Annotated in this window: 15 protein-coding genes and 2 pseudogenes; 7 read left to right on the top strand and 10 right to left on the bottom strand. The window is 70.4% G+C overall.

What is annotated here, in order from left to right; all coding sequences use genetic code 11:
- Positions 1 to 50: 50 nt before the first annotated feature.
- The 7 genes from ACFVXE_RS12335 to ACFVXE_RS12305 form a co-directional block, all read right to left on the bottom strand.
- Complete coding sequence (locus ACFVXE_RS12335) at positions 51 to 3,071, bottom strand: transglycosylase SLT domain-containing protein (protein WP_389671017.1); 3,021 nt, start codon at positions 3,069 to 3,071, stop codon at positions 51 to 53.
- Entirely contained in the window at positions 3,062 to 3,589 is a 528-nt protein-coding gene (locus ACFVXE_RS12330) for a DUF2690 domain-containing protein (RefSeq protein ID WP_389671016.1), read from the bottom strand. The genes ACFVXE_RS12335 and ACFVXE_RS12330 overlap by 10 nt, the downstream gene beginning before the upstream one ends.
- Before the next feature lie 652 nt (positions 3,590 to 4,241).
- Positions 4,242 to 5,078 carry an alpha/beta fold hydrolase gene (locus ACFVXE_RS12325; protein WP_389671015.1) on the bottom strand — a complete coding sequence of 279 codons (837 nt, stop codon included), beginning with the start codon at positions 5,076 to 5,078 and terminating at the stop codon, positions 4,242 to 4,244.
- 72 nt (positions 5,079 to 5,150) lie between these two features.
- Positions 5,151 to 5,915 (bottom strand): alpha/beta hydrolase, encoded by a 765-nt coding sequence (locus tag ACFVXE_RS12320; protein ID WP_389671014.1) that lies wholly within the window; start codon positions 5,913 to 5,915, stop codon positions 5,151 to 5,153.
- A 385-nt stretch (positions 5,916 to 6,300) separates the two neighbouring features.
- On the bottom strand, positions 6,301 to 7,203 hold the full coding sequence (locus ACFVXE_RS12315) for a MauE/DoxX family redox-associated membrane protein (RefSeq protein ID WP_389671012.1): 903 nt from the start codon (positions 7,201 to 7,203) through the stop codon (positions 6,301 to 6,303).
- Between the two features lie 31 nt (positions 7,204 to 7,234).
- Positions 7,235 to 7,849, bottom strand: coding sequence for a cell wall protein (locus ACFVXE_RS12310; RefSeq protein ID WP_389671011.1), 615 nt, complete (start codon positions 7,847 to 7,849; stop codon positions 7,235 to 7,237).
- 11 nt (positions 7,850 to 7,860) lie between these two features.
- Entirely contained in the window at positions 7,861 to 8,283 is a 423-nt protein-coding gene (locus ACFVXE_RS12305) for a hypothetical protein (RefSeq protein ID WP_389671009.1), read from the bottom strand.
- 565 nt (positions 8,284 to 8,848) lie between these two features.
- Between ACFVXE_RS12305 and ACFVXE_RS12300 the strand changes: the two genes are divergently transcribed.
- The 5 genes and pseudogenes from ACFVXE_RS12300 to ACFVXE_RS12280 all read left to right on the top strand — a co-directional run bounded on the left by ACFVXE_RS12300 (position 8,849) and on the right by ACFVXE_RS12280 (position 17,199).
- Positions 8,849 to 10,381 (top strand): endo-1,4-beta-xylanase, encoded by a 1,533-nt coding sequence (locus tag ACFVXE_RS12300; RefSeq protein WP_389671008.1) that lies wholly within the window; start codon positions 8,849 to 8,851, stop codon positions 10,379 to 10,381.
- A 142-nt stretch (positions 10,382 to 10,523) separates the two neighbouring features.
- Positions 10,524 to 13,271 (top strand): glycoside hydrolase family 48 protein, encoded by a 2,748-nt coding sequence (locus tag ACFVXE_RS12295; protein WP_389671118.1) that lies wholly within the window; start codon positions 10,524 to 10,526, stop codon positions 13,269 to 13,271.
- Positions 13,253 to 14,059, top strand: a pseudogene (locus ACFVXE_RS12290) (hypothetical protein); the annotation flags it as partial. The gene ACFVXE_RS12295 and the pseudogene ACFVXE_RS12290, both read left to right, overlap by 19 nt.
- A gap of 30 nt (positions 14,060 to 14,089) precedes the next feature.
- Positions 14,090 to 14,845, top strand: a pseudogene (locus ACFVXE_RS12285) (cellulose binding domain-containing protein); the annotation flags it as partial.
- Between the two features lie 233 nt (positions 14,846 to 15,078).
- Positions 15,079 to 17,199 carry a glycoside hydrolase family 6 protein gene (locus tag ACFVXE_RS12280; protein WP_389671006.1) on the top strand — a complete coding sequence of 707 codons (2,121 nt, stop codon included), beginning with the start codon at positions 15,079 to 15,081 and terminating at the stop codon, positions 17,197 to 17,199.
- A gap of 108 nt (positions 17,200 to 17,307) precedes the next feature.
- Here the strand turns inward: ACFVXE_RS12280 and ACFVXE_RS12275 are convergent, their stop codons facing one another.
- Positions 17,308 to 17,724: a hypothetical protein gene (locus ACFVXE_RS12275; RefSeq protein WP_389671004.1), complete on the bottom strand. Its 417-nt coding sequence runs from the start codon at positions 17,722 to 17,724 to the stop codon at positions 17,308 to 17,310.
- 123 nt (positions 17,725 to 17,847) lie between these two features.
- On the opposite strand from ACFVXE_RS12275, the gene ACFVXE_RS12270 reads away from it, so the two are divergent.
- A complete protein-coding gene (locus tag ACFVXE_RS12270) occupies positions 17,848 to 18,690 on the top strand; it encodes a hypothetical protein (protein ID WP_389671003.1) in 843 nt (280 codons plus the stop codon).
- A 119-nt stretch (positions 18,691 to 18,809) separates the two neighbouring features.
- A complete protein-coding gene (locus tag ACFVXE_RS12265; RefSeq protein WP_389671002.1) occupies positions 18,810 to 19,280 on the top strand; it encodes a GNAT family N-acetyltransferase in 471 nt (156 codons plus the stop codon).
- Positions 19,281 to 19,307: 27 nt separating this feature from the next.
- Here ACFVXE_RS12265 and ACFVXE_RS12260 read toward each other — a convergent pair whose 3' ends face one another.
- Positions 19,308 to 20,210: a glycosyltransferase family 2 protein gene (locus tag ACFVXE_RS12260; protein ID WP_389671000.1), complete on the bottom strand. Its 903-nt coding sequence runs from the start codon at positions 20,208 to 20,210 to the stop codon at positions 19,308 to 19,310.
- 141 nt (positions 20,211 to 20,351) lie between these two features.
- Positions 20,352 to 20,726 carry a MazG-like family protein gene (locus ACFVXE_RS12255; protein ID WP_389670998.1) on the bottom strand — a complete coding sequence of 125 codons (375 nt, stop codon included), beginning with the start codon at positions 20,724 to 20,726 and terminating at the stop codon, positions 20,352 to 20,354.
- Positions 20,727 to 20,762 lie beyond the last annotated feature (36 nt).

Here is a 20,762-nt window from a genome sequence, read left to right as displayed (position 1 = left end):
CGGACCGGAGCCGTGGGGGCGCACCGCCGTGGACGGGTGCACGGGAGGGATCAGGGCATGGCGTCGTGGAAGCAGATGCCGGTGCTGGACGCCTGCGGCGTCGCGGAGAAGACCACGGCGTCGTAGGCGACGTCCGCGTCACCCGTGTAGTCGGTGCGGCTGGTGTTGTCGGCCTGGAGGTTGGCGCCCTGCCAGAGGCGGACGGTCCCCAGCTCCACCCAGGTGTCGTGGCCGTTGCTCTTGGTGGTCTGGTTGACGGAGCAGCTGCGCGTGGCAGTGACACCGGCGTTGCTCATGCCGACGTTGACGGTGTACGGGACGATCGCCTGCGCCCCGTGGTTGGGCAGGTGGACGTAGATGTCGTACAGCAGGCCGGTGGTGCCGGGCTCGGACATGAGCGAGGGGTTCGGCGTCCAGGTCGCGGTCACCTTGTGCCACAGGTCGCCCGCGTTCCCGGGACCGCCCTTGTAGGCATGGGTGAACCAGGCATGGCCGTCGTAGCCCGCGCCCAGCTGGTGCAGGTCGATCGAGGCGATGTCACCGGTGGCCCGCACGGTGCTGTCGCTGCGGTTGTAGGTGAAGTTGTCCCCGAGCTGCAGGTTGAACTTCCCGTCGATCTGATGGGATTCGTTGCAGCCCTGGGTGTTGTCGTCCGGGTCCGGTAGGTCGTCGATCAGCAGACCCGCGGGGGCGTTGTTGCAGGGCCCGGCGTCGTACTGCCGGTTCAGTGCGGGTTCGCCGCTGCCGAGAGAGGTGACGAGGTTCTCGGTGGAGCCGTTGGTGGTGTCGCTGCCCGCTCCCCAGGAGACCGAGCCGCGGAACCAGCAGCTCTCGTCCTCGGCCGGGCACGGGTCGCTGTCGGACGCGGCTCCGGGATTGCAGTTGTTCGAACTGTCGCAGTAGGCGCGGTAGTTCATGTTCAGGTTGAGCTTGCCGGCCGGGCTGTTGCCGCCGACGGGGAACTGCGGGAGGGCGTACGACGGCTTGGCGTTGTACGTCAGCTGCGGACTCTCCACCCAACCCATGATCTTCTCTTCGTAGGGCCACTCCGCCGGGTGTGCGGCGTCGTCGTAGGAGTCACGCAGGAACGGCGCGCGGTCCGAACGGTAGTTGGGGTTGGCCGGATTGTTGAACCAGCCCAGTCCGGTGTTGCCGCCGTTCTGCGAGGAGTCGGTGTAGACACCGCTGTTGTAGCCCCACAGCGCCATGGACCAGTTCTCGATGTACGCCGGGTTGCCGATGTTGACGTTCATGCCGAGACCCTTGAGCTGGTTCCAGGTCTTGCTCAGGATCTGCACACCGGCCGCGATGTTGGCCGCGTAGTCGGTGGCGATGGCGTACGCCTCGGTCGGGTTGTACGGGTTGGGCTTCGCCTCGTTCATGCCAGAGGTGACCTGTGCGATGCCGTAGCCGCAGTCGGCCGCCCCACCGTTGGGGTAGTAGTGGATGCTGTCGCCGTTGCCGAAGTAGTCACCGAGCAGCGGGTTGCCGCCGTCACCGGGCACCGAGTGCCAGGACGCCTGCTTGAAGTTGGACTCCTGGGCCAGGATGCCGAGCACCACCTGTGCCGGGACGGTGCCGCCGCCGGTCAGTGAGACGCGCGGAAACAGCCCCTCCGGGGTGTACGAGTCGCTGCCCGTGCCCAGGTAGTTGGCCGGCCGGGTGATGTTCAGGTCACCGTGCACGGCCTGGTCGACGGCCCACTCGACCATGTTGGGGCTGGGCTGCAGTGCCTGGGCGTGCGGGTCGTTGCGCTTGACGAGGCAGTTCGAATAGTGGGACTGCGGGTTGGGTTCGTCGGGGGCGAGCCCGGACTGCGCGAGTGCGTCCTTCTCCGGCTGGCCGTTGACGTCGGGTTCCACGTCGTCGGTGGCGGCGGTGACGGCCTCGGCCGTGGTGACCTGCGTGGCCGCCGCGGTGTCGCTGGCGGTCGCGAGGGCCTGCACGTCGATCAGCCCCGCTCCCTGCCCGCTGGACGACCCGATCTTCGACGTGATGCCCTTGAGCTCCTCCGAGGCGGCCGAGGTGGTCAGCAGGTGACCCTCGTGGGAAGCCGCGAGCGGCCTGTCGGGGGCATCGGCCTTGGCGAGGCCGGGGGCCCCGGCCGTGTCGATGCCGGTGACCTCGCCGGCGACCAGGTCGCCGCCGCGACGCGGGAAGAGCCCGAGCTTGCCGAGCGGGGCGGTGCCCAGTTTCGTCAGCTTCTTGCCGTTCCAGCGGTGCAGGACGTCCTTGCCGTTCGTCACCACGGCCAGGTCGACGGCTCCGCCGGTGGACGGGGCGAGCGCGAACAGGCGTCCGGGCAGGTCGGCGATGGTGGTGGCCCGGCCGCTCGGCGCGACCTTGACGAGCCGGCCGCCGAGCACGCCGATGTCGCCGTCGGCGGTCGGCAGCGGGTTGGTGAACTGACCCTGCACCGTACGGGTGCTGACGGTCTTTCCGGTCCCGGCGTCGACGTCGAAGAGCTTGGTCGTCCCGTGTCCGGAGTCGCCGACGGCACTGCGGGTGAAGGTGACGGTGTCGGTCTGTCCGCAGCCGGGGGAGAAGTAGGCCAGCTGCACGCCGCTGACCGAGCGGGTGACCTTCCCGGTCGTCAGGTCCACCACCGCGGCGAAGGCGCCGTGCTGCATCAGGGCGGGCTTGTTGGCGACCATGGACGGTGCGTAGACCGCGGCGGCGTACCGCCCGGATCCGGTGGTGCAGACGTATCCCGTCCACGGTCCGATGCCGTCGAGGCCGGCCTCGGTCAGGTTGGCCGCCTCCCGGTAGCGGAACGACTGCGACTCGTCGGCCACCAGGATGTGGAAGCCTTTCGAGTCACCGGTTCCGACCACGGCACGGTCGGCGGACGTCTGCCAGTTCTTGCCCAACGCCCGGTCGGGGGAGGCGAACGGCTTCCCTTCGGAGCGGGACGGTGACTGCCGCGCCGTCGTCTCGACGGACGCGACCGCACCCGATGCGGGCAGTAATCCCGCGGCCAGTGCCGCGCAGGAGACGACGGCGGTTCTGGCCGTCCGGCGGGTGGCCCGTCTGCGGGAGCGCGCGCTGCTTCTGCCTGTCGTCAGTGCCATTGTGTACACATCCCGCTGGTCCCGTCCTGCTTCCAGGTCTCCGGCGCCGGATCGTCGCCCGGCCCCACATCGGTGGCGCACCCCTTCGCCATCGCGTTTCCGCCCACCATCGGCGACGCCTTGGCCACGTCGTCCTGGTTCACGTATCCGGCGGAGTAGGAGGCCTCGCTGCCCCCGAGCTGGGGTACGTAGAAAATGTTCGCCGCCTGCGGCCACAGGTCCGAATTCGGATTGACGGTGACGTACGCCCAGGAGGCGTCGCATGTGCCCGAGTAGTAGAACTTCAGAGACATGTTGGTGTCATCGAGTTCCTCGAGGAGCCGGGCGTCGGTGTCGCATTTCATCGTGACGGGACTCTGGCCGGTGCAGCTGGATCCCTTGCATCCGCTGGCCGCTGCCGGCGACGAGCTGACGAACACGCATGCGGCGGCCAGGGCGAGAGCCAGTAACGCGGAGCCGAATGCGGGGGAGCGCCGGGAGCGAGTGTCCTTGCCGGCAGGACGTCTTCGCGTGGACATGAGCATCCTTTGCGATAGGAAGGGGAGGAGAACCGCCGACCTGGTGCAGAGTCCGCTGCCATGTCATGCGATGCGTCCCCTGTACCCACGCCGCCAGTCACCGACCGTCGAGCTCGATCGCCCGACCTCCACAAGGTGATCGCTGGAATCGCACAGGAACAACCAAGCTCTGTTAAAAACCCTCCCAGCGGCGTCCGTCAGGTCGGGTGCCGCGTAGGGACAGGTCAACTTACCTTGCGTCTGCGCTGGTTGGTGTCCATTCTTCCTTGGTTGCCCGGGGCTGACACGCTACGAGCACCTCCGGTCGGGGGTGTGCCGCAGCGGGCTGGAATGGGGCGGTGTCGTCAGGCCGTTCAGGAAGAACTCAACAGAACTCGACATCTTCGACCGTGAGTTCATGGTCGCGTAACGGTCCGCTCACCGGGCCGTCGCGTCCGCGGGTTTCCGGGCGGTGCGAGGCGCTCCCTTGGTGCGGAGAGTCGACAAGGGGGCTGTGGTGGCTTTGCTTGGGGGAATCACCATGTATGCACATGGCGATATTGCGGGTGATGGCGTCCAACCGTCACATGTGCGGCGGCCTCGGTGCGCCGTGCGACGCACCGCACCCGATCCGCCGCCGTGCGCCTATCCACCGCGGACGACCGGACAGACCTCAGCTCAGGAACGCCTCGACGGTCGCCACGAACCGGTCGGCGTCGTCGATCCACGGATTGTGTCCGGCCCGGGGCTGGACGACGAGCTCGGCGTGGGGGAACAGGCCGGCGAACGCGGCCATCGTGCGAGGAGGCGCACCGGGATCGACCTCTCCGGCGAGCAGCAGCACCGGCGCCGCGAACCGGGCGAGCGCGGCACGGGTGGTTTCCGGGTCGAAGGCGCCCTCGGCACCGAAGGCGGCCACGACGTCCATGTTCATCCGCTCGTCCCCGGCAGCCTGATGGGCCTGGGCCGCCTCGTCCCAGCGCGCGTAGGAGAAGGGCGCGATCGCCTTCCAGCTGTCGTCGGTGGCCCGGCCCGCCACCACCGTCTCCAAGGCCGCGAACGCCGCCGGGAACCACGGCTCGCCCCGGCGGAGCAGCGCCGCTTCGATCCGGTCGTCCCCGGTGATGGTGAGACCGACGGCCCGGACGCTCGGCGCGATCAGCGCCAGCCTGTCGACGCTTTCCGGATGACGGCTCAGGTACTGCACGGCCGGATTCGCTCCCGCGCTGTGCGCGAGCACGTCCATCCGGTCCAGGCCGAGGTGCTCACGCAGGGCTTCCACGTCGTCGACGACCCGGTCGCAGCGGCAGGAGGAGAGGTCATCGGGCGTCGCGGACTTCCCGGTGCCCCGGAGGTCCAGCCTGATCAGCCGCCGGTGGGCGGAGAGTCCACCGAGGTCCCCGAGGTATGCGGAGTCCGTCGGCCCCCCTGGCAGACAGACCAGGGGATCACCGTCGCCGAGGACGTGGTAGGCGAGCTCGGTTCCGTCGTACGCGGAGAAGGAAGGCATGGCAATGGTCCTTTCGGCGGGGATGTCCCGGACAGAAGTGCCGGCGCGGTGCGCCGACCCGGCCCGGACGGGTCAGCGGTGCGCCTGCGGGGTGTCGAGGTCGCGAACGAGGTGACGTACGAAGAAGCGCTCCGAGCTCTCCAGCTCGAACGCCGGAACGCCCGCGTGGCGGCCCGGGTTGGCATGCAGCGTCTTCTCGGGTGAGGCGAACGCGTCGAACAGGGCGAGAGCGGAGTCGCGCGGCACCAGTTCGTCGTCCCACTGCAACAGGAACTCGACCGGGACGGTGACCCGGGCCGCCGCCTCGCCCAGGATCTCGTGGCCCGCGCAGCCGAAGACGGCGGCGGCGATCCTCGGTTCGGCCGCGGCGAGCGGCACGCCGATCGCGGTGCCCAGCGACACCCCCCAGAACCCCACCGGACCGCCGGCGACGACGGGGTCGAGATCCTGGAGCACGTCCAGCACGGACTGCCACTCGGGGACGGCGCGCGCCGCCAGCGCGGCGTTGTGACCGGTGATGTACGGGCCCAGGGGTTCGCCGGCGGCCTTTCGTTCCCTGATGCCCGTCGCGAACCGCTCGTCCTGCTCGGTTCTCCGGCTGTCGCCGTGTCCGGGCGCGTCGATCGCGGCCACCGCGAAACCGCAGCCGGTCACGTAGCGGTGGGCCCGGGCGACGAGTGGCGGGGCGAGCTTGTGCCGGCCGCCACCGTGGCCCAACAGGACCAGGGGGCGTCCGCCGCCGGCGCCGGCGGGTGACCAGAGGACACCGGAGACACCGTCGAGATCGAAAAGACGTTCCGAGACGCCGTTCGAGGTCGTCTCACAGATGAAGTGCATGAATGCAAGGGCCTTCCCGGGATGCCTGAGGGCGCTCCCTTGGCCACCTGCGTCAGATGAACCGCACCGCCACGCGGGAGGAGAGCACCCAGCTCGATACAGCGTTGATGGGTCTCACCTCCTCGGTCGGTCACGTGAGCGGCGACGTTATCAGCCCCGGGACCGGGTGAACAGCTCGCGGGCGGAACCGGCTTTCACCGTACGTCTGTTGGCCGCGTCCACGCCGGGACCCGGTGCCGTGCAGTGCCTTGCCGGGCCTGGCCTGATGCCCGGCCCCACGGGCTTCGGAGCGGACGCGGACCGGTCCCGCTCGTCGCGGGTCCGGCCCTGGCACGCTCCCCGGGGCCGCGGGCGGCCCCGGGGAGTCGGCCCGACGGTCGTGGCGTCATCCCGCCATGGGCAGGATCCGCCGCGACGGCACCGCCTCCAGTTCCTCCACGGCCACCGCCTCCCCGCTGTCCGCGTCGACGTAGCTGACACGGACGATCGGGGAGTCATCGGTGTCGCGGCCGGCCGTGGCGTCGAGTGCGAACACCACCGCGACCGGGCGCGCGTTCTCCCGGTCCCCGTACACACCCGAGTACTGGAGGATGCGCCACCCGTTCTCCTCCCAGTGGTCCAGCAGGGCGGACCGCACCACCGGTGCGGCGGCCTGCCAGGCCAGGGAGTGCTCCAGGAGTTCGACGCTCGCCGCGACCGGCACCCGGTCCCCGCCGGCGGTACCCAGGAGCGGGTGCCCGAAGACGCGCAGCCTCGTCCGGCGCAGCGGCAGCAGCCACCACCGGTCCAGGTCGGCCGAGAGGGCGACCAGGACCGCCGCCGCCCCGGCCAGGAAGGCGAGGGCTCCGGCCGGCCGGCCGGAGAGCGTCGGCCACCAGGGGTCCTGTGCCACTGCGACGGTGGCCCCGCCGATGAGCACGACCGCCGCCCGTGCGAACGCCCGCCAGGTGATCGGGGCGTCCTCACGCGCGGAGCAGCCGCAGGAGGACTCCGGTGCCACCGCCCGGCCGTAGCCGAGATAGCCGAGGAACCCCGCCCCGAGGACCGCGGTGGCGGTGCCCGGCAAGGGGCTCCCCGGTGCGGCCGACAGACCTGCGGCGATGAGCAGTTCGGCCCCGCCGGTGGCGCGCAGCACCACCGTGGCCCGCTCGCTGCTGCGCAGCATGCGGGCCAGCACCGTCTTCGGCGCCTGCTGTGCGGTGCCCCGGCTGAACGCCTTGACCGCACCGGTCCACCCGAGCAGGCCCGCGAGGACCAGCGGGGCCAGGCACGTGGTCAGTGACAGCATCTCTTCCTCTCCCTGTGTCCTGGCGCCCGCATCAGTGCCCGACGGAAATGCGGACGACATCCACGGAGTTGTCGGCCGGCCGCCAGGCGCCGAGCACCTGGGCGCTCTGTCCGATGCGCAGCTGGGACAGGTCGGAGGTGAGTGCCCGGCCCGCGTACGAGGCACTGGCGTCCGGGGCGACGTGGCCGACCAGTTCGTGCTGCCCGTGGGCGAGATGCAGCCGGTTCTTCGCGATGCCACGGATCTGGGTGTCCAGGTTCACGATGTTGACCCACACCGCGTCGGCGGCCACGGTGCCGTCGGGCATCGTGACGCCGCGTGCGTAGAGTCCGTCGCCGACCTCGATCACCTCGGCCGTGGTGGCGCGTACCTTCCACACGCTGGTCACGTTGGTCATCTGCACCCGGGAGTGGCCGCCGTTCGAGCCAGCCACCTCCAGGACGCTTCCGGTGATGCCCGTGATGCGGCCCTCCACGAAGGTGGACCTGGCTATCGCGGGGTCGAGCGAGGGCTCCGCGGCGAAGGCGGCCTCGGCGTCGAGGCCGCCGAGCGCGGTCGCGCCGATGATGGTCGCGCCACCGAGGGCGGCCGTGCTGAGGAAGCGCCGGCGGCGCATCCCGTCGGTCCGGTCGTGTCGTGCGGTCATGGCGGTCCTCCTCACTCGTAGATGTAGACCGGCAGCTTGCCGGAGCTCAGGTTGCCGATCGCCGAGAAGGCGGCCGGGGTCAGGTCGAGGACACGGTTGGTGCGACAGGTGCCGTTGCAGCAGGTCGCCTCGCCGCACCAGTCCTTGGTGCGCGGGCCGCAGTCGGTGATCGTGATGCACACCGTCGCGCCCGAGCACTGGTGCTTGATGTTCATCACCGCACCGCAGCCGCGTCTGGGGATGTTCTCGCCGCAGAGGTCGGGCCGGGTGATGTTCCAGCACGCCTGAGAGGCGTTGGGCCACGCGCCGTGATGTGCGCTGGACTGGCAGTTGCCGCAGGCGCCGCCGCCGGCACTGGAGCAGGGGCCCCAGGCGTTCCCGCAGCAGAACCAGCTGGTCTCACCGGCCCACAGGCTGGTCGATCCGCAAGCCATCGTGTTGTCCCTCCTGAGAGTTGACAAGTGCATGACATTTCTACGGCCGAGCGGTGGCGGATCCATGTGAAGGGAGGTGCCCACGTCGCGGCCGGGGGTGGTGGTGCGAGCGAAGCAACCCAATGATGCGCGTCCCCCGGCGGGTTGCATAGATGGCCTGCCCCTGGGTGCGCTCAAGTGCCGGGCCGGGCGCGCCTGTCCGTACGAGGGATCCGTCAAGGGCCTTCGTCTCGGAGAGTGACGGTCTCCGAGCGGCTGTTTTCGGCCAGGTCGGCCCGGCGATCCCGCACGCGATCCCGGTTCCGCGCCCGGCCCGGGGCCAGCGGTTGTGTGTCCTGGACGGCCTGGAGATTCCGTCATCAACTTAACGCGAACGTAAGGCAGTTGTGATTCAACACTTGACAGGTGCCTATCGCCGCGCCACTTTGGGAGCGCTCCCACCATCAAGACTTGCACACTTCCTTCCCCCTCTGCTCCCCACATCTTCGGGACGTGAGCCGGGGGTCCGGATGCGCTGCCGCGCGCCCGGACCCCCGGCCGCTCCCGGCCGAGGAAAGCGAATGTCATGAGTCTGACGAAGCGCTCCACGCGACGCCGCCCTGGCCGGACGGCTGTGCTGCTGCTCGCCGTATGCGGCGTCACCGCGGCTCTGACAGCAGGGCCGGCCGCTGCGGCCGGGCAGGAGACCCTGCACGACCTCGCCTCGGCCCAGGGCAGGTACTTCGGCTCGGCGACCGACAACCCGGAACTCTCCGACAGCGCCTACACGGCCACCCTGGGTTCCGAGTTCGGTCAGATCACTCCGGGCAACTCCATGAAGTGGGACACCACCGAGCCGCAGCAGGGCCGGTTCGACTTCGCCAAGGGTGACGCGATCACCGGCTTCGCGCAGGCACACGGCCAGACCGTGCGAGGTCACACACTCGTCTGGCACAGCCAACTGCCCGGCTGGGTGTCCGCCCTGCCGTCGGCGCAGGTGGAAGCGGCGATGGTGAACCACATCACGGAAGTCGCCGGCCACTACCGGGGGTCGGTCGCGGCCTGGGACGTCGTCAACGAGCCGTTCAACGACGACGGGACCTTCCGTACCAGCCCCTTCTACGACGCCATGGGCAGCGACTACATCGCGACCGCCCTGCGCGCCGCCCACGCGGCCGACCCGGACGCCAGGCTCTACATCAACGACTACAACACCGAGGGCCTCGGCGCGAAGAGCGACGCCATGTACGACCTGGTCAGCGGTCTGGTCGCCGAAGGCGTACCGATCGACGGCGTGGGGTTCCAGGGGCATCTGGCCGTCCAGTACGGCTTCCCCGGCGGCATGCGGCAGAACCTGCAGCGCTTCGCCGACCTGGGGCTCGATGTCGCCGTCACCGAACTCGACGTACGCATGCAACTGCCCGCAGGTGCGGCCGGGCTCGCCACGCAGGCCACGTACTACCGGGACGTCGTCGAGGCGTGCCTGGGGGTGGAGCGGTGCGTCGGCATCACGGTCTGGGACTACACGGACAAGTACTCGTGGGTTCCCGGCGCGTTCCCGGGGCAGGGCGCGGCCAATCTGTATGACGACAATCTCCGGACGAAGCCCGCCTACGCCGCGGTGCGTGCCGCGCTGGGCGACGACGGCGGTGGCGGTCCTGCCGACCCGGGAGCGCTCAGGGCCCGGTACCGGAGCAACGACTCGTCGGTCTCCGACAACCAGATCAAGCCGGGACTCCAGCTGGTGAACACCGGCGGCGCGGCGGTCGATCTGTCCGGGGTGACGGTGCGCTACTGGTTCACCGGCGACAACGGGGCCTCCGCGTACGGCACATGGTGCGACTGGTCCCCGCTCGGCTGCTCCACCCTCACCCACCGGGTCGCCGCCATGAGCTCCCCGCACACCGGCGCCGACCACTACCTCGAAGTCGGCCTCGGCAGCGGCAGCCTGGCACCGGGGACGTCGACCGGTGAGATGCAGCTGCGCCTGAGCAGGACCGACTGGTCGAACTTCGACGAGACCGACGACTACAGCCACGGCGCCGGAGACTCCTACGCCGACGCCCCGAAGGTGACGGTCTACGTCGACGGCGAGCTCGTCTGGGGCCTGGAGCCCTGATCCACTGCCGGCACCCCGGCCGGCCCGCACAGCCCGCACGACCCGCACCACTTCCCCTCCCCCCGCCTCTCCCACGACACCCGCCAGTGGAGGATTTGTGTCCATATCACGTAGAACGTTCAGCAGCGCCTTAGGTGGCAGCCTGATCGCGATGGGCCTGAGCCAGGGCTCCGCCGTCGCCGTGCCGGCCCCCCGGACGAGTGGCGGGGCCCGCGCCGCCGCTGCCGCCGACGATCCGTACACCCAGGCGTTCCTGACCCAGTACGGCAAGATCAAGGCGGCGGCCAACGGCTACTTCAGCCCCGAGGGCCTCCCGTACCACTCGGCCGAGACCCTGATGGTCGAGGCGCCGGACCACGGGCACGAGACCACCTCCGAGGCCGTCAGCTTCTGGATGTGGCTGGAGGCGGCGTACGGCCGGGTGACCGGGGACTGGGCCCCCTTCAACAACGCCTGGGCGGTCGCGGAACGCACGATCATCCCGCAGCACGCCGACCAGTCCACCAGCGACTCGTACAACCCGAGCTCTCCCGCGACCTATGCCCCCGAGTGGCCGCTCCCCGACAACTACCCGTCCGCCCTGGACGGTTCGGTGCCGGTCGGCTCGGACCCCATCGCCACGGAACTGGCCTCGTCCTACGGCACCAAGGACGTCTACGGCATGCACTGGCTGATGGACCTCGACAACACCTACGGCTACGGCAACAAGCCGGGCACCGGCGGCGAGTCGGGGCCGGGTGCGGGGCCCTCGTTCATCAACACCTACCAGCGCGGTGCGCAGGAGTCGGTGTGGGAGACCATCCCGCAGCCGACGACCGACCTCTTCAACTACGGCGGCCCCAACGGCTATCTCGACCTCTTCGTCGACGACGCGAGCTATGCCAAGCAGTGGAAGTACACCAACGCGCCGGACGCCGACGCCCGCGCGGTGCAGGCTGCCTACTGGGCCTACCGCTGGGCCTCCGCCCAGGGCAAGGAGGGCGACATCGCCGCGTCGGTGGCCAAGGCCGCCAAGATGGGCGACTACCTCCGCTACGCGATGTTCGACAAGTACTTCAAGCGGATCGGCAGCTGCACCGACCCCAACTCCTGCCCGGCCGCGTCGGGCCGTGACTCCCAGCACTACCTGCTGTCGTGGTACTACGCCTGGGGCGGCGCGGCCGCGGGCAGCGGGGGCGGCTGGGCCTGGCGCATCGGTGACGGCGCCTCCCACCAGGGCTACCAGAACCCCCTCTCGGCATGGGCGCTGTCCAACGTCCCGGCGCTGACCCCCAAGTCGGCGACGGCGAGGACCGACTGGGCGAAGAGCCTGACCCGGCAACTTGAGTTCCTGCAGTGGCTGCAGACCACCGAGGGCGCGTTCGCGGGCGGCTGCACCAACAGCTGGGACGGGAAGTACGGCACCCCGCCGGCCGGCACCCCCACCTTCTACGGCATGGCCTACGACTGGCAGCCCGTCTACCACGACCCGCCGAGCAACAACTGGTTCGGCTTCCAGGCGTGGGGCATGGAGCGCGTCGCCGCGTACTACTACGTCACCGGCAACGCGACCGCCGAGGCGGTGCTGTCCAAGTGGGTCGCCTGGGCCTCCGGCGAGACGACCGTCGGCGCCGACGGCAGTTACCGCTTCCCCTCCACCCTCAACTGGACCGGAAAGCCGGACACCTGGAACCCGGCGTCCCCCGGGAACAACGCCGGGCTGCACGTCTCGGTCGTGGACTACTCCAACGACGTCGGGGTGGGCGCCGCGTACGTCAAGACGCTGACCTACTACGCGGCCAAGTCCGGTGACGCGGCCGCCGGGGCACTGGCCAAGGCCCTGCTCGACGCGATGGCACTGAACGCCGACGACAAGGGCATCGCGGTGCCGGAGACCCGGGCCGACTACAACCGTTTCGACGACAAGGTGTTCGTGCCCGAGGGCTGGTCGGGCGACATGCCCAACGGCGACACGGTCGAGCCGGGCGTCACCTTCATCGGCCTGCGCTCCTGGTACCGGGACGACCCGGACTGGCCCAAGGTCCAGGCCTACCTGGACGGCGGCGCCGCACCCACCTTCACGTACCACCGCTTCTGGGCGCAGGCGGCGCTCGCGCTGGCCTTCTCGATCTACGCCGAACTGCTGGTCGAGGGGGACGGCGGCGGTGACACCGAGGCGCCGACGGCGCCCGCCGGGCTGACGGTCACCGGAACCACGAGCAGCAGTGTGTCGCTGTCCTGGTCCGCGTCGACCGACAACGTGGCCGTCACCGGCTACGACGTGTACCGCAACGGCGTGCTGGCCGGCAGTGCGACGGCGAGGACGTACACGGACGAGGGCCTCGCGGCCGCGACCGCGTACCGCTACACGGTGGCGGCGCGGGACGCGGGCGGGAACACCTCGGCCCTCTCCGACGCGGTCTCCGCGACCACGAAATCGGGCGGCGGCGGCACCGGCGCGCTGAAGGTCCAGTACAAGAACACCGACTCGTCGGCCACCGACAACCAGATCCGGCTCGGTCTGCAGATCCTGAACACGGGAAGCGCGCCGGTGGACCTGTCCACGGTGAAGCTCCGGTACTGGTTCAGTCCCGAGGCCGGCGCGAGCACCTTCAGTACGTACTGCGACTACGCCGCCCTCGGGTCGTCGAACATCACGCACACCGTGGTGACGGCCGGCACTCCGAAGACCGGGGCCGACCGGTACCTGGAGGTCGGGTTCGCCGGCGGCGCGGGCAGCCTGGCCGCGGGAGCGTCGACCGGTGAGATCCAGCTGCGGCTGAACAAGACCGACTGGTCGAACTTCAACGAGGCCGACGACTACAGCCGCGGCACCAACACCGCGTACGCGGACGCCTCCCGTGTCGCCGCCTACGTGGGTTCCACCCTGGTGTGGGGAGTCGCACCGTGAGGCGTCCCGGCACGGACAGGGTGGCCGGAAGCGGTGGCCGGGCCCGCTCCGCTCTCGCCGCGACGGCCGCGGCACTGCTGCTCGCCGCTGCCTCACTCCTGGCCGGCGCCTCTCCCGCCGCGGCAGCTCCGGTGACCGACTGCACGGCGTGGGGGACGACGGAGCTCCAGGGCGGCGAGTACATCTACCAGCAGAACGAGTGGAACTCCACGGCCCGCCAGTGCGTGAGCGCCGACCCGGCCACGGGCGCCTGGAGCGTCACCGAGTCGTCCTTCGCCCTGCCGACGAACGGCGCCCCGGCCACCTACCCCTCCAGCTACAGGGGCTGCCACTGGGGCGTGTGCACGGCGGACAGCGGACTGCCGCTGCGCGTCGCGGACCTGGGCAGCGCCCGTACCTCCTGGTCCACGACGCAGGTCGACTCGGGCGCGTACAACGTGTCGATGGACCTCTGGTTCAACTCGGCCCCGGTCACGGACGACCAACCGGACGGCACCGAGGTGATGATCTGGATGAACCACCGCGGGGGTGTCCAGCCGATCGGCTCCCGCACCGGCACCGCGCAGCTCGACGGGAGGACCTGGGACGTCTGGACGGGGCCCGGCGCCTCGGGCTGGAAGGTCATCTCGTATGTGCTGCAGAACGGCGCCACCGAATTCGCCGGTCTCGACGTGAAGGGCCTGATCGACGACGCCGTCACGCGTGGCTCGATCAACCCCGCCCACTACCTGATCGACGCCGAGGCCGGGTTCGAGATCTGGCAGGGCGGCCAGGGGCTCGGCACCAGGAGCTACTCCTTCACGGCGAGCGCGGACAGCGGAGGCACCGGAGGGGACACCGCTCCGCCGTCGGCGCCGACGGGCGTCCGTCTCACCGGGACGACCAGCAGCACGGCCGCGCTGAGCTGGACACCGTCGACGGACGACACCGGCGTCACGGCGTACGACGTCTACCGCGACGGAGTCCGGACGGGCACCACGGCCTCGGCCTCGTTCACCGACACCGGGCTGTCCGCCTCGACCGCGTACAGCTACACGGTCCGCGCGCGGGACGCCGCAGGGAACACCTCCGCCGCCTCGGCGGCGGTCACCGCGACCACCGGGGCCGGAGGCGGCACCGGGACCGGCGCGCTGAAGGCGCAGTACAGGAACAACGACGCCGCCCCGGGCGACAACCAGATCAGACCCGGACTGCAACTGGTGAACACCGGAACACAGCCCGTGAACCTGTCGGACGTCACCGTCCGCTACTGGTTCAGCGGCGAGTCCGGAGCCACCACGTACGGCACCAACTGCGACTGGGCCGCCGTCGGCTGCGGCAGTGTCACGCACCGGGTGGTTCCTTCGGCCGGCGCCGGACAGGGCGCCGACCACTACCTGGAGGCCGGATTCAGCAGCGGCACCCTCGCGGCGGGCGCCTCGACCGGTGAGATCCAGCTGCGCCTGAACAAGTCCGACTGGTCGAGCTTCGACGAGACCGACGACTACAGCCGTTCGACCGGTACCGCGTACGCCGACGCGCCGAAGGTGGCCGTGTACCTCGGCGGAACACTCGTCTGGGGAACCGCCCCCTGACGCTCCGACGGTCGCACGCGACCCGAGCGGACTCCCGGTGGCGGGACTTCAACCCCGCCGTTCCCGCCATCGGGGCACCATCTCCCCGCCCACCGACGCCCCCGCAGACCGGGGCCCACATCGACGGCCGACCGGTACGGGGCACCGGGCCGTAGGCACCACGCAGCCCCCGAACACCCATGAACCCGCCCGCGGGAGTACCCGCCGGCGTACGAAAGGAATACGGAGCCGCAATGAGAACACGAAGGTCCACCCTGCACGGGATACGCAGAAAATGCGCCGCGCTCTCCGCTCTGGCGCTCGGAGCGGCTCTGGCCGTGGCCGTCCCCACACCGGCCTCCGCCGCGGCCCGCGTCGACAACCCGTACGCCGGGGCGAAGGCGTACGTGAACCCGCAGTGGTCCGCCAAGGCCGCCGCCGAGCCGGGCGGCAGCGCCATCGCCGACGAGCCCTCGTTCGTCTGGATGGACCGCATCGCGGCCATCGAGGGCGCGGGCGACGCGATGAGCCTGCGTGAGCACCTCGACGAGGCGCTCGACCAGGGCGCGAACCTCTTCCAGGTCGTCATCTACGACCTGCCCGGCCGTGACTGCGCCGCGCTCGCCTCCAACGGTGAGCTCGGCCCGACCGAACTCGACCGTTACAAGACCGAGTACATCAACCCCATCGCCGACATCCTCGACGACCCCGCCTACGCGAACCTGCGCATCGTCACCATCATCGAACCGGACTCGCTGCCCAACATCGTCACCAACGCGGGCGGTACCGCCGGATCCACCACCCAGTGCCAGACGATGAAGGAGAACGGCAACTACGAGAAGGGCGTCGGCTACGCGCTGCACACCCTGGGCGCGATCCCCAATGTCTACAACTACGTCGATGCCGGGCACCACGGCTGGCTCGGCTGGGACTCCAACTTCGTCCCGGCGGCCCAGGAGTTCAAGAAGGCCGCGACCTCCGAGGGCGCAACGGTCGCGGACGTGCAGGGCTTCATCGTCAACACGGCCAACTACTCGGCGCTGAAGGAGCCGAACTTCAAGGTCACCGACACCGTGAACGGCACGACGGTGCGCCAGTCCAAGTGGGTGGACTGGAACTACTACGTCGACGAGCTCTCGTTCGCGCAGGCACTGCGCACGGAGATGGTCGGGCAGGGCTTCGCCTCCAACATCGGCATGCTCATCGACACGGCGCGCAACGGTTGGGGCGGCAGTTCCCGGCCGGCCGGCGCGGGCCCGCTGACGAGTGTGGACGACTATGTCAACGGCGGCCGCATCGACCGACGCATCCACGCGGGCAACTGGTGCAACCAGAAGGGGGCCGGCATCGGTGAGCGGCCCACCGCCGCCCCGGAAGCCGGCATCGACGCCTACGTCTGGGCCAAGCCCCCGGGCGAGTCGGACGGCAACAGCCAGGCCATCGCCAACGACGAGGGCAAGGGCTTCGACCGGATGTGCGACCCGACGTACACGGGTAACGGCCGCAACGGCAACAACCTGACCGGTGCACTGCCCGACTCGCCGCTGGCGGGCCACTGGTTCTCCGCCCAGTTCCAGGAGCTGGTGCGCAACGCGTACCCGCCCCTCGACGGCAGCACCCCCGGCGGCGGCAGCGACACCCAGGCGCCGTCGGCGCCGACCGGCCTGAAGGTCACGGCGAAGACGAGCGGCAGCGTCTCGCTGTCGTGGTCGGCCTCGACCGACAACACCGGTGTGACGGCGTACGACGTGTACCGGGCAGGGGTGCAGGTGGGCTCCTCGGCGTCGACCTCGTACACCGACACCGGACTCACCGCCTCGACCGCGTACAGCTACACGGTCAAGGCCCGGGACGCGGCCGGTAACGTCTCGGCGGCCTCCGCGGCGGTCTCCGCCACCACCGACGCGGGTGGCGGCACCGGTACCGGCACCCTCAAGGTCCAGTACAAGAACTCCGACTCGTCGGCCACCGACAACCAGATCCGGATGGGCCTGCAACTGGTCAACACCGGGAGCGCCGCGGTGAACCTGTCCACGGTCAAGGTGCGCTACTGGTTCACTCCCGAGGCCGGTGCGAGCACCTTCGGTACCGCCTGCGACTATGCGGTGCTGGGCTGCTCGACCGTGACCACCGGTGTGACGTCCTCGGGCAGTTCGGCCGCCGGGGCCAGCCACTACCTGGAGGTCGGCTTCGGCAGCGGCAGCCTGGCCGCGGGCGCCTCGACCGGTGAGATCCAGCTGCGGCTGAACAAGTCCGACTGGTCGAACTTCAACGAGGCCGACGACTACAGCCGTTCGACCAACACCGCGTACGCCGACGCGTCGAAGATCGGCGTCTACGTGGGCTCCACCCTCACCTGGGGCACCGCTCCCTGATCCCGTCCCGCCCGGCATCACCGATTCCGCTGCTCCCGTCGCCGCTCGCGCGGCGACGGGAGCAGCGGTCGTTCCCGGGTACGGGCCGTGGGTGTTCCGTGCCCGGTGTCATCCCTGTGCCACGGCCACCCGGTAAGCCGGTGCGCCGGCCGGGCCGCACAGCGTGTCGGGGGCGCGGTGGGGGCGGAGATCCCTGAGCACCGACTCGACGTCCCGAAGGAAGGACTGGTAGGAAGTCAGGCGCTGCCATTCGGAGTCGGGCACACCGGGCACCGTGGCGGCGCACGCGGTCCAGCGCGCGACCAGTTCGGCGTACAACGGCGTCTCGCTCGCCGTCTCCTTGTGCGCCTGGCCCGGCATGAACGCCCCGGACAGCTGACCCCGTGACGCGCGGGGTCCGGGGGACACATCCAGCTGCGCCCGCGAGCTCGGGCGGGCATGGGATCCGCGTGGGGCCTGCGAGGGATGCGGAACGGATGTCGTCGAGCCTCTGCCGGCCGCGGTGGCGGATGTGGGTGCGTTCATGATGATGGTAACGATCAGCGCTCACCCGGGTAACTACGGTGCTATACGGAACGATTAGATGCTGTTTCACCTTTCTTGATGCCTTCGGTTCGAAAAACGATTCAAATCGAATCAGGAGGCGTTGTGCCGCATATGGAACCGAGGGAGCTGTGGGAGCGCCATGCCGTGCTGGCGCGGGCATATTTCGGGAGTGACGAGGACGTGCGTCGTGCGCAGAGCGACCTCGACGAGCAACACGCCATGCGCATGAGAACGCTGGCCGCGTTCGCGGTGACCCTGGGAAATGACGGGACCGTCGCCACACTGCTGGGGCTCCATGAACGCGAAGTGCGGCTCGCCCGCCGCACGGTGGGGAAGGACGACGCCCGGGCGATCGCCAAGGCGCTGCTGGACGGTTCACCCGACGAATCGAACGAGCCGCCCGCCGAGGACGTGGAGAGACTCCTGCCGTTCACGGATACGGAGGAGAGATCGGAGGCGTACGAGGTTCCGGCGGCGCCTCCGTGCCCCCCGCACGCCCCGAGCATCCCGCACGCCGCAACGGCTCCCGACGAGCCGGCCCAGGGGGGAGCCTCGTCGTCGGCGGTGGACGCGGTCCTGGTCGGCGCCTGGAGCACCGGGATCGACCTCGCCGTCCTGGCCGGCGAACTCGGTCTCGATCTCCCGCGGCTGGTGGCCCGCACCCGGTACCTGGAGGCGCAGGGACGCTTCACGCACGCCACCCCGCAGCCCGTGGACCGCTCCGGCCGCCATCGCCGGGTCAACGGCGCCGAGGCCCCTTCGGTGACCCCGCCCCGGCAGTGGTACTACCCCACCCAGAACCGTCCGCCGCAGCAGGAGGCGACGTGGGAGCAGCAGGTGCCGCCAGCCACCTTCAACTCCGCACCGATGCACGACTGGGACGGCATCCTCGACCAGTGGCAGGTGACCTCCACCCCCACGGCCTCCTGGCAGGGATACCCGTGAGCCCGACCGCTCCGTGGAGGGCGCCGTCGCCGTGCGGAGTGCCCGTCCTCGCCGGCGGCTCTTCCACCCTGCTCCGGAACGGAGTTGACGTGCCGTCGCACCGACGGTTTTCTGTGGCGATGAACGGTCTCCGCTTTGAACCGGTGGACGGTGCAGCCACGCTCCACGACTGGCAGCACGTCCACAACACGATCATCCCCACGGGTGTGCTCTCCCTCGACGAGGTGCGTGAGCGCGTCCGGCGGAACCGGTTGGAGGTCGCCTACCTGGGTGACGTTCTCGTGGGCTGCTCGACGGTGCGGCCGCCCGCCGGCGACGAGGCCGTGGCCACGGTCATCGCCCGGGTGCTCCCCGCCCACCGGCGGCAGGGGATCGGTACGGAACTCTGTGCGCGCGGGCTGGCGCAGGCACGGGAGCTCGGCGCCGACGCCATCGGAACGGTGGTGCTGGCGACCAACCCGGACGGGCTGCGGTTCGCGCACGCGCGGGGGTTCGTCGAGGTCGAGCGGTACCTGTTGCCGGGCGACACCGTGCCCTTCATCGATCTGCTGCTGGCTCCGGGGCGCGCACCGGCGGATGCCGGCGGGTGAGCCGGGCGCCCGCCCGCGCGGTCCGGGTCAGATGACCGGGGGCCGCCCCAGTACCGTCATGCGCCAGACCGTGCGCCACCGCATCGGCTGCCGTCGGCCGCACGGGGTGCGTACCCCCTCGGCGAAGCCGCCCGCCCAGGCGCGCAGCCCCGCGGCCGAGCGGGTACGGGCCACGGTGAGCAGGGTCCAGGTGCCCAGGTAGGCCGGCACCAGGGGAAGAGGCAGATTCCGGCGGGCCAGCCAGACACGGTTGCGGGCCGTCATCCGGTAGTAGACCGAGTGCCGGGCCGGTGACGTCTTGGGGTGCTGAAGCAGCAGGTCGGGCTCGTAAAGGATCTTCCAGCTCGCGTCGAGCGCCCGCCAGGACAGGTCCGTCTCCTCGTGCGTGAAGAAGAACTCCGCAGGCCAGGGGCCGGTCTCCGCAAGCATCTCCATGGAGAGCGCGTGGCCGCCGCCGAGGAACGCGGTGACCGGGCCGCGCCGCATCGGATCGGTGGCGCGCAGCCGGGGGACATGACGGCGCTGGGTCTCGCCGTGTTCGTCGGCGATCCGGAACCCGACGATGCCGAGCCGCGGATCGGCGGCGTACAGCTCGCGGACCTTGCGCAGCACCCCCGCGTCGACGAGCAGGCCGTCGTCGTCCAGCTCGACGACGACGTCCACGTCCCCGAACTCCGCCAGCGTCGCGATGGCGACGTTACGCCCCCCGGGGCAGCCGAGGTTCTCGTCCAGCTCGATGGTGGTCACACCGCCGGCCAGCCCGGACAGGCCGGGGAAACCGGTGTAGTCCGGGAGCGGTGAGCCGTTGCCCACGACGACGAGACGGGCCGGCAGCACGTCCTGCATGGCCACCGAGGCCAACAGGGCCTCGACCTGCTGCGGGCGGTCGCCCATGGTCACGATGGATACGCCGATGCGCGGTTCGGACAAGGTCAGCACTCCTGGGCTCGCTGCGGTGCCCGTGATCGTAGTCGCTCGCTGTTCAGCTGCCGGTTGCCGCCCCGTCATGGAGTCGCGGCCGGCCGGGACGGCCCCGCCGGGGCACGGGGTGGGGCCGTCGGGGTCCAGCGGTCACGGCATTCGTTCCGAGGACGACGCGCGCTCCGCGATGCGCCGCAGATGTCCCGCGAAGACCTCCGGCGCCTCGGGGGTGAGGGTGCGCAGGGCGACCATCGCCGTGACGATGACGTCGCAGAGTTCGGCCTCCACGTCCTGCCAGGAGTGGGTCACCCCCTTGCGCGGGTTCTGGCCGACGGCCCCTATGACGGCCTGGGCCACTTCGCCGACCTCCTCGGACAGCTTCAGCATCCGCAGCAGGAGATCCTGCTCGGGACGGATCCCGGTCCCCGCGTCGAGCCAGCGGCGGAGGCCGTCGACGGTGTCCCAGGGGGACAGGTCCGCTTCTTCCGCGTGCACACCGTCCGCGGAGTTCGTCTCGGAGAACATACGGTGCAGCCTGCCAGGTCCGGACGGAGCGCTTGC

The organism is Streptomyces sp. NPDC058231 (assembly GCF_042882275.1).
Taxonomy (GTDB): Bacteria; Actinomycetota; Actinomycetes; order Streptomycetales; family Streptomycetaceae; genus Streptomyces.
The sequence above is the reverse complement of the archived record's forward strand: the minus strand, read 5'-3'. Positions and strand labels throughout refer to the sequence as shown.

Coding starts and splice junctions, on each gene's coding strand:
- ACFVXE_RS12300 (WP_389671008.1), top strand. CDS start 8,849: ATGAGTCTGACGAAGCGCTCCACGCGACGCCGCCCTGGCCGGACGGCT.
- ACFVXE_RS12265 (WP_389671002.1), top strand. CDS start 18,810: ATGAACGGTCTCCGCTTTGAACCGGTGGACGGTGCAGCCACGCTCCAC.
- ACFVXE_RS12315 (WP_389671012.1), bottom strand. CDS start 7,203: ATGCTGTCACTGACCACGTGCCTGGCCCCGCTGGTCCTCGCGGGCCTG.
- ACFVXE_RS12335 (WP_389671017.1), bottom strand. CDS start 3,071: ATGGCACTGACGACAGGCAGAAGCAGCGCGCGCTCCCGCAGACGGGCC.
- ACFVXE_RS12325 (WP_389671015.1), bottom strand. CDS start 5,078: ATGCCTTCCTTCTCCGCGTACGACGGAACCGAGCTCGCCTACCACGTC.
- ACFVXE_RS12320 (WP_389671014.1), bottom strand. CDS start 5,915: ATGCACTTCATCTGTGAGACGACCTCGAACGGCGTCTCGGAACGTCTT.
- ACFVXE_RS12275 (WP_389671004.1), bottom strand. CDS start 17,724: ATGAACGCACCCACATCCGCCACCGCGGCCGGCAGAGGCTCGACGACA.
- ACFVXE_RS12305 (WP_389671009.1), bottom strand. CDS start 8,283: ATGGCTTGCGGATCGACCAGCCTGTGGGCCGGTGAGACCAGCTGGTTC.
- ACFVXE_RS12330 (WP_389671016.1), bottom strand. CDS start 3,589: ATGTCCACGCGAAGACGTCCTGCCGGCAAGGACACTCGCTCCCGGCGC.
- ACFVXE_RS12280 (WP_389671006.1), top strand. CDS start 15,079: ATGAGAACACGAAGGTCCACCCTGCACGGGATACGCAGAAAATGCGCC.
- ACFVXE_RS12310 (WP_389671011.1), bottom strand. CDS start 7,849: ATGACCGCACGACACGACCGGACCGACGGGATGCGCCGCCGGCGCTTC.
- ACFVXE_RS12255 (WP_389670998.1), bottom strand. CDS start 20,726: ATGTTCTCCGAGACGAACTCCGCGGACGGTGTGCACGCGGAAGAAGCG.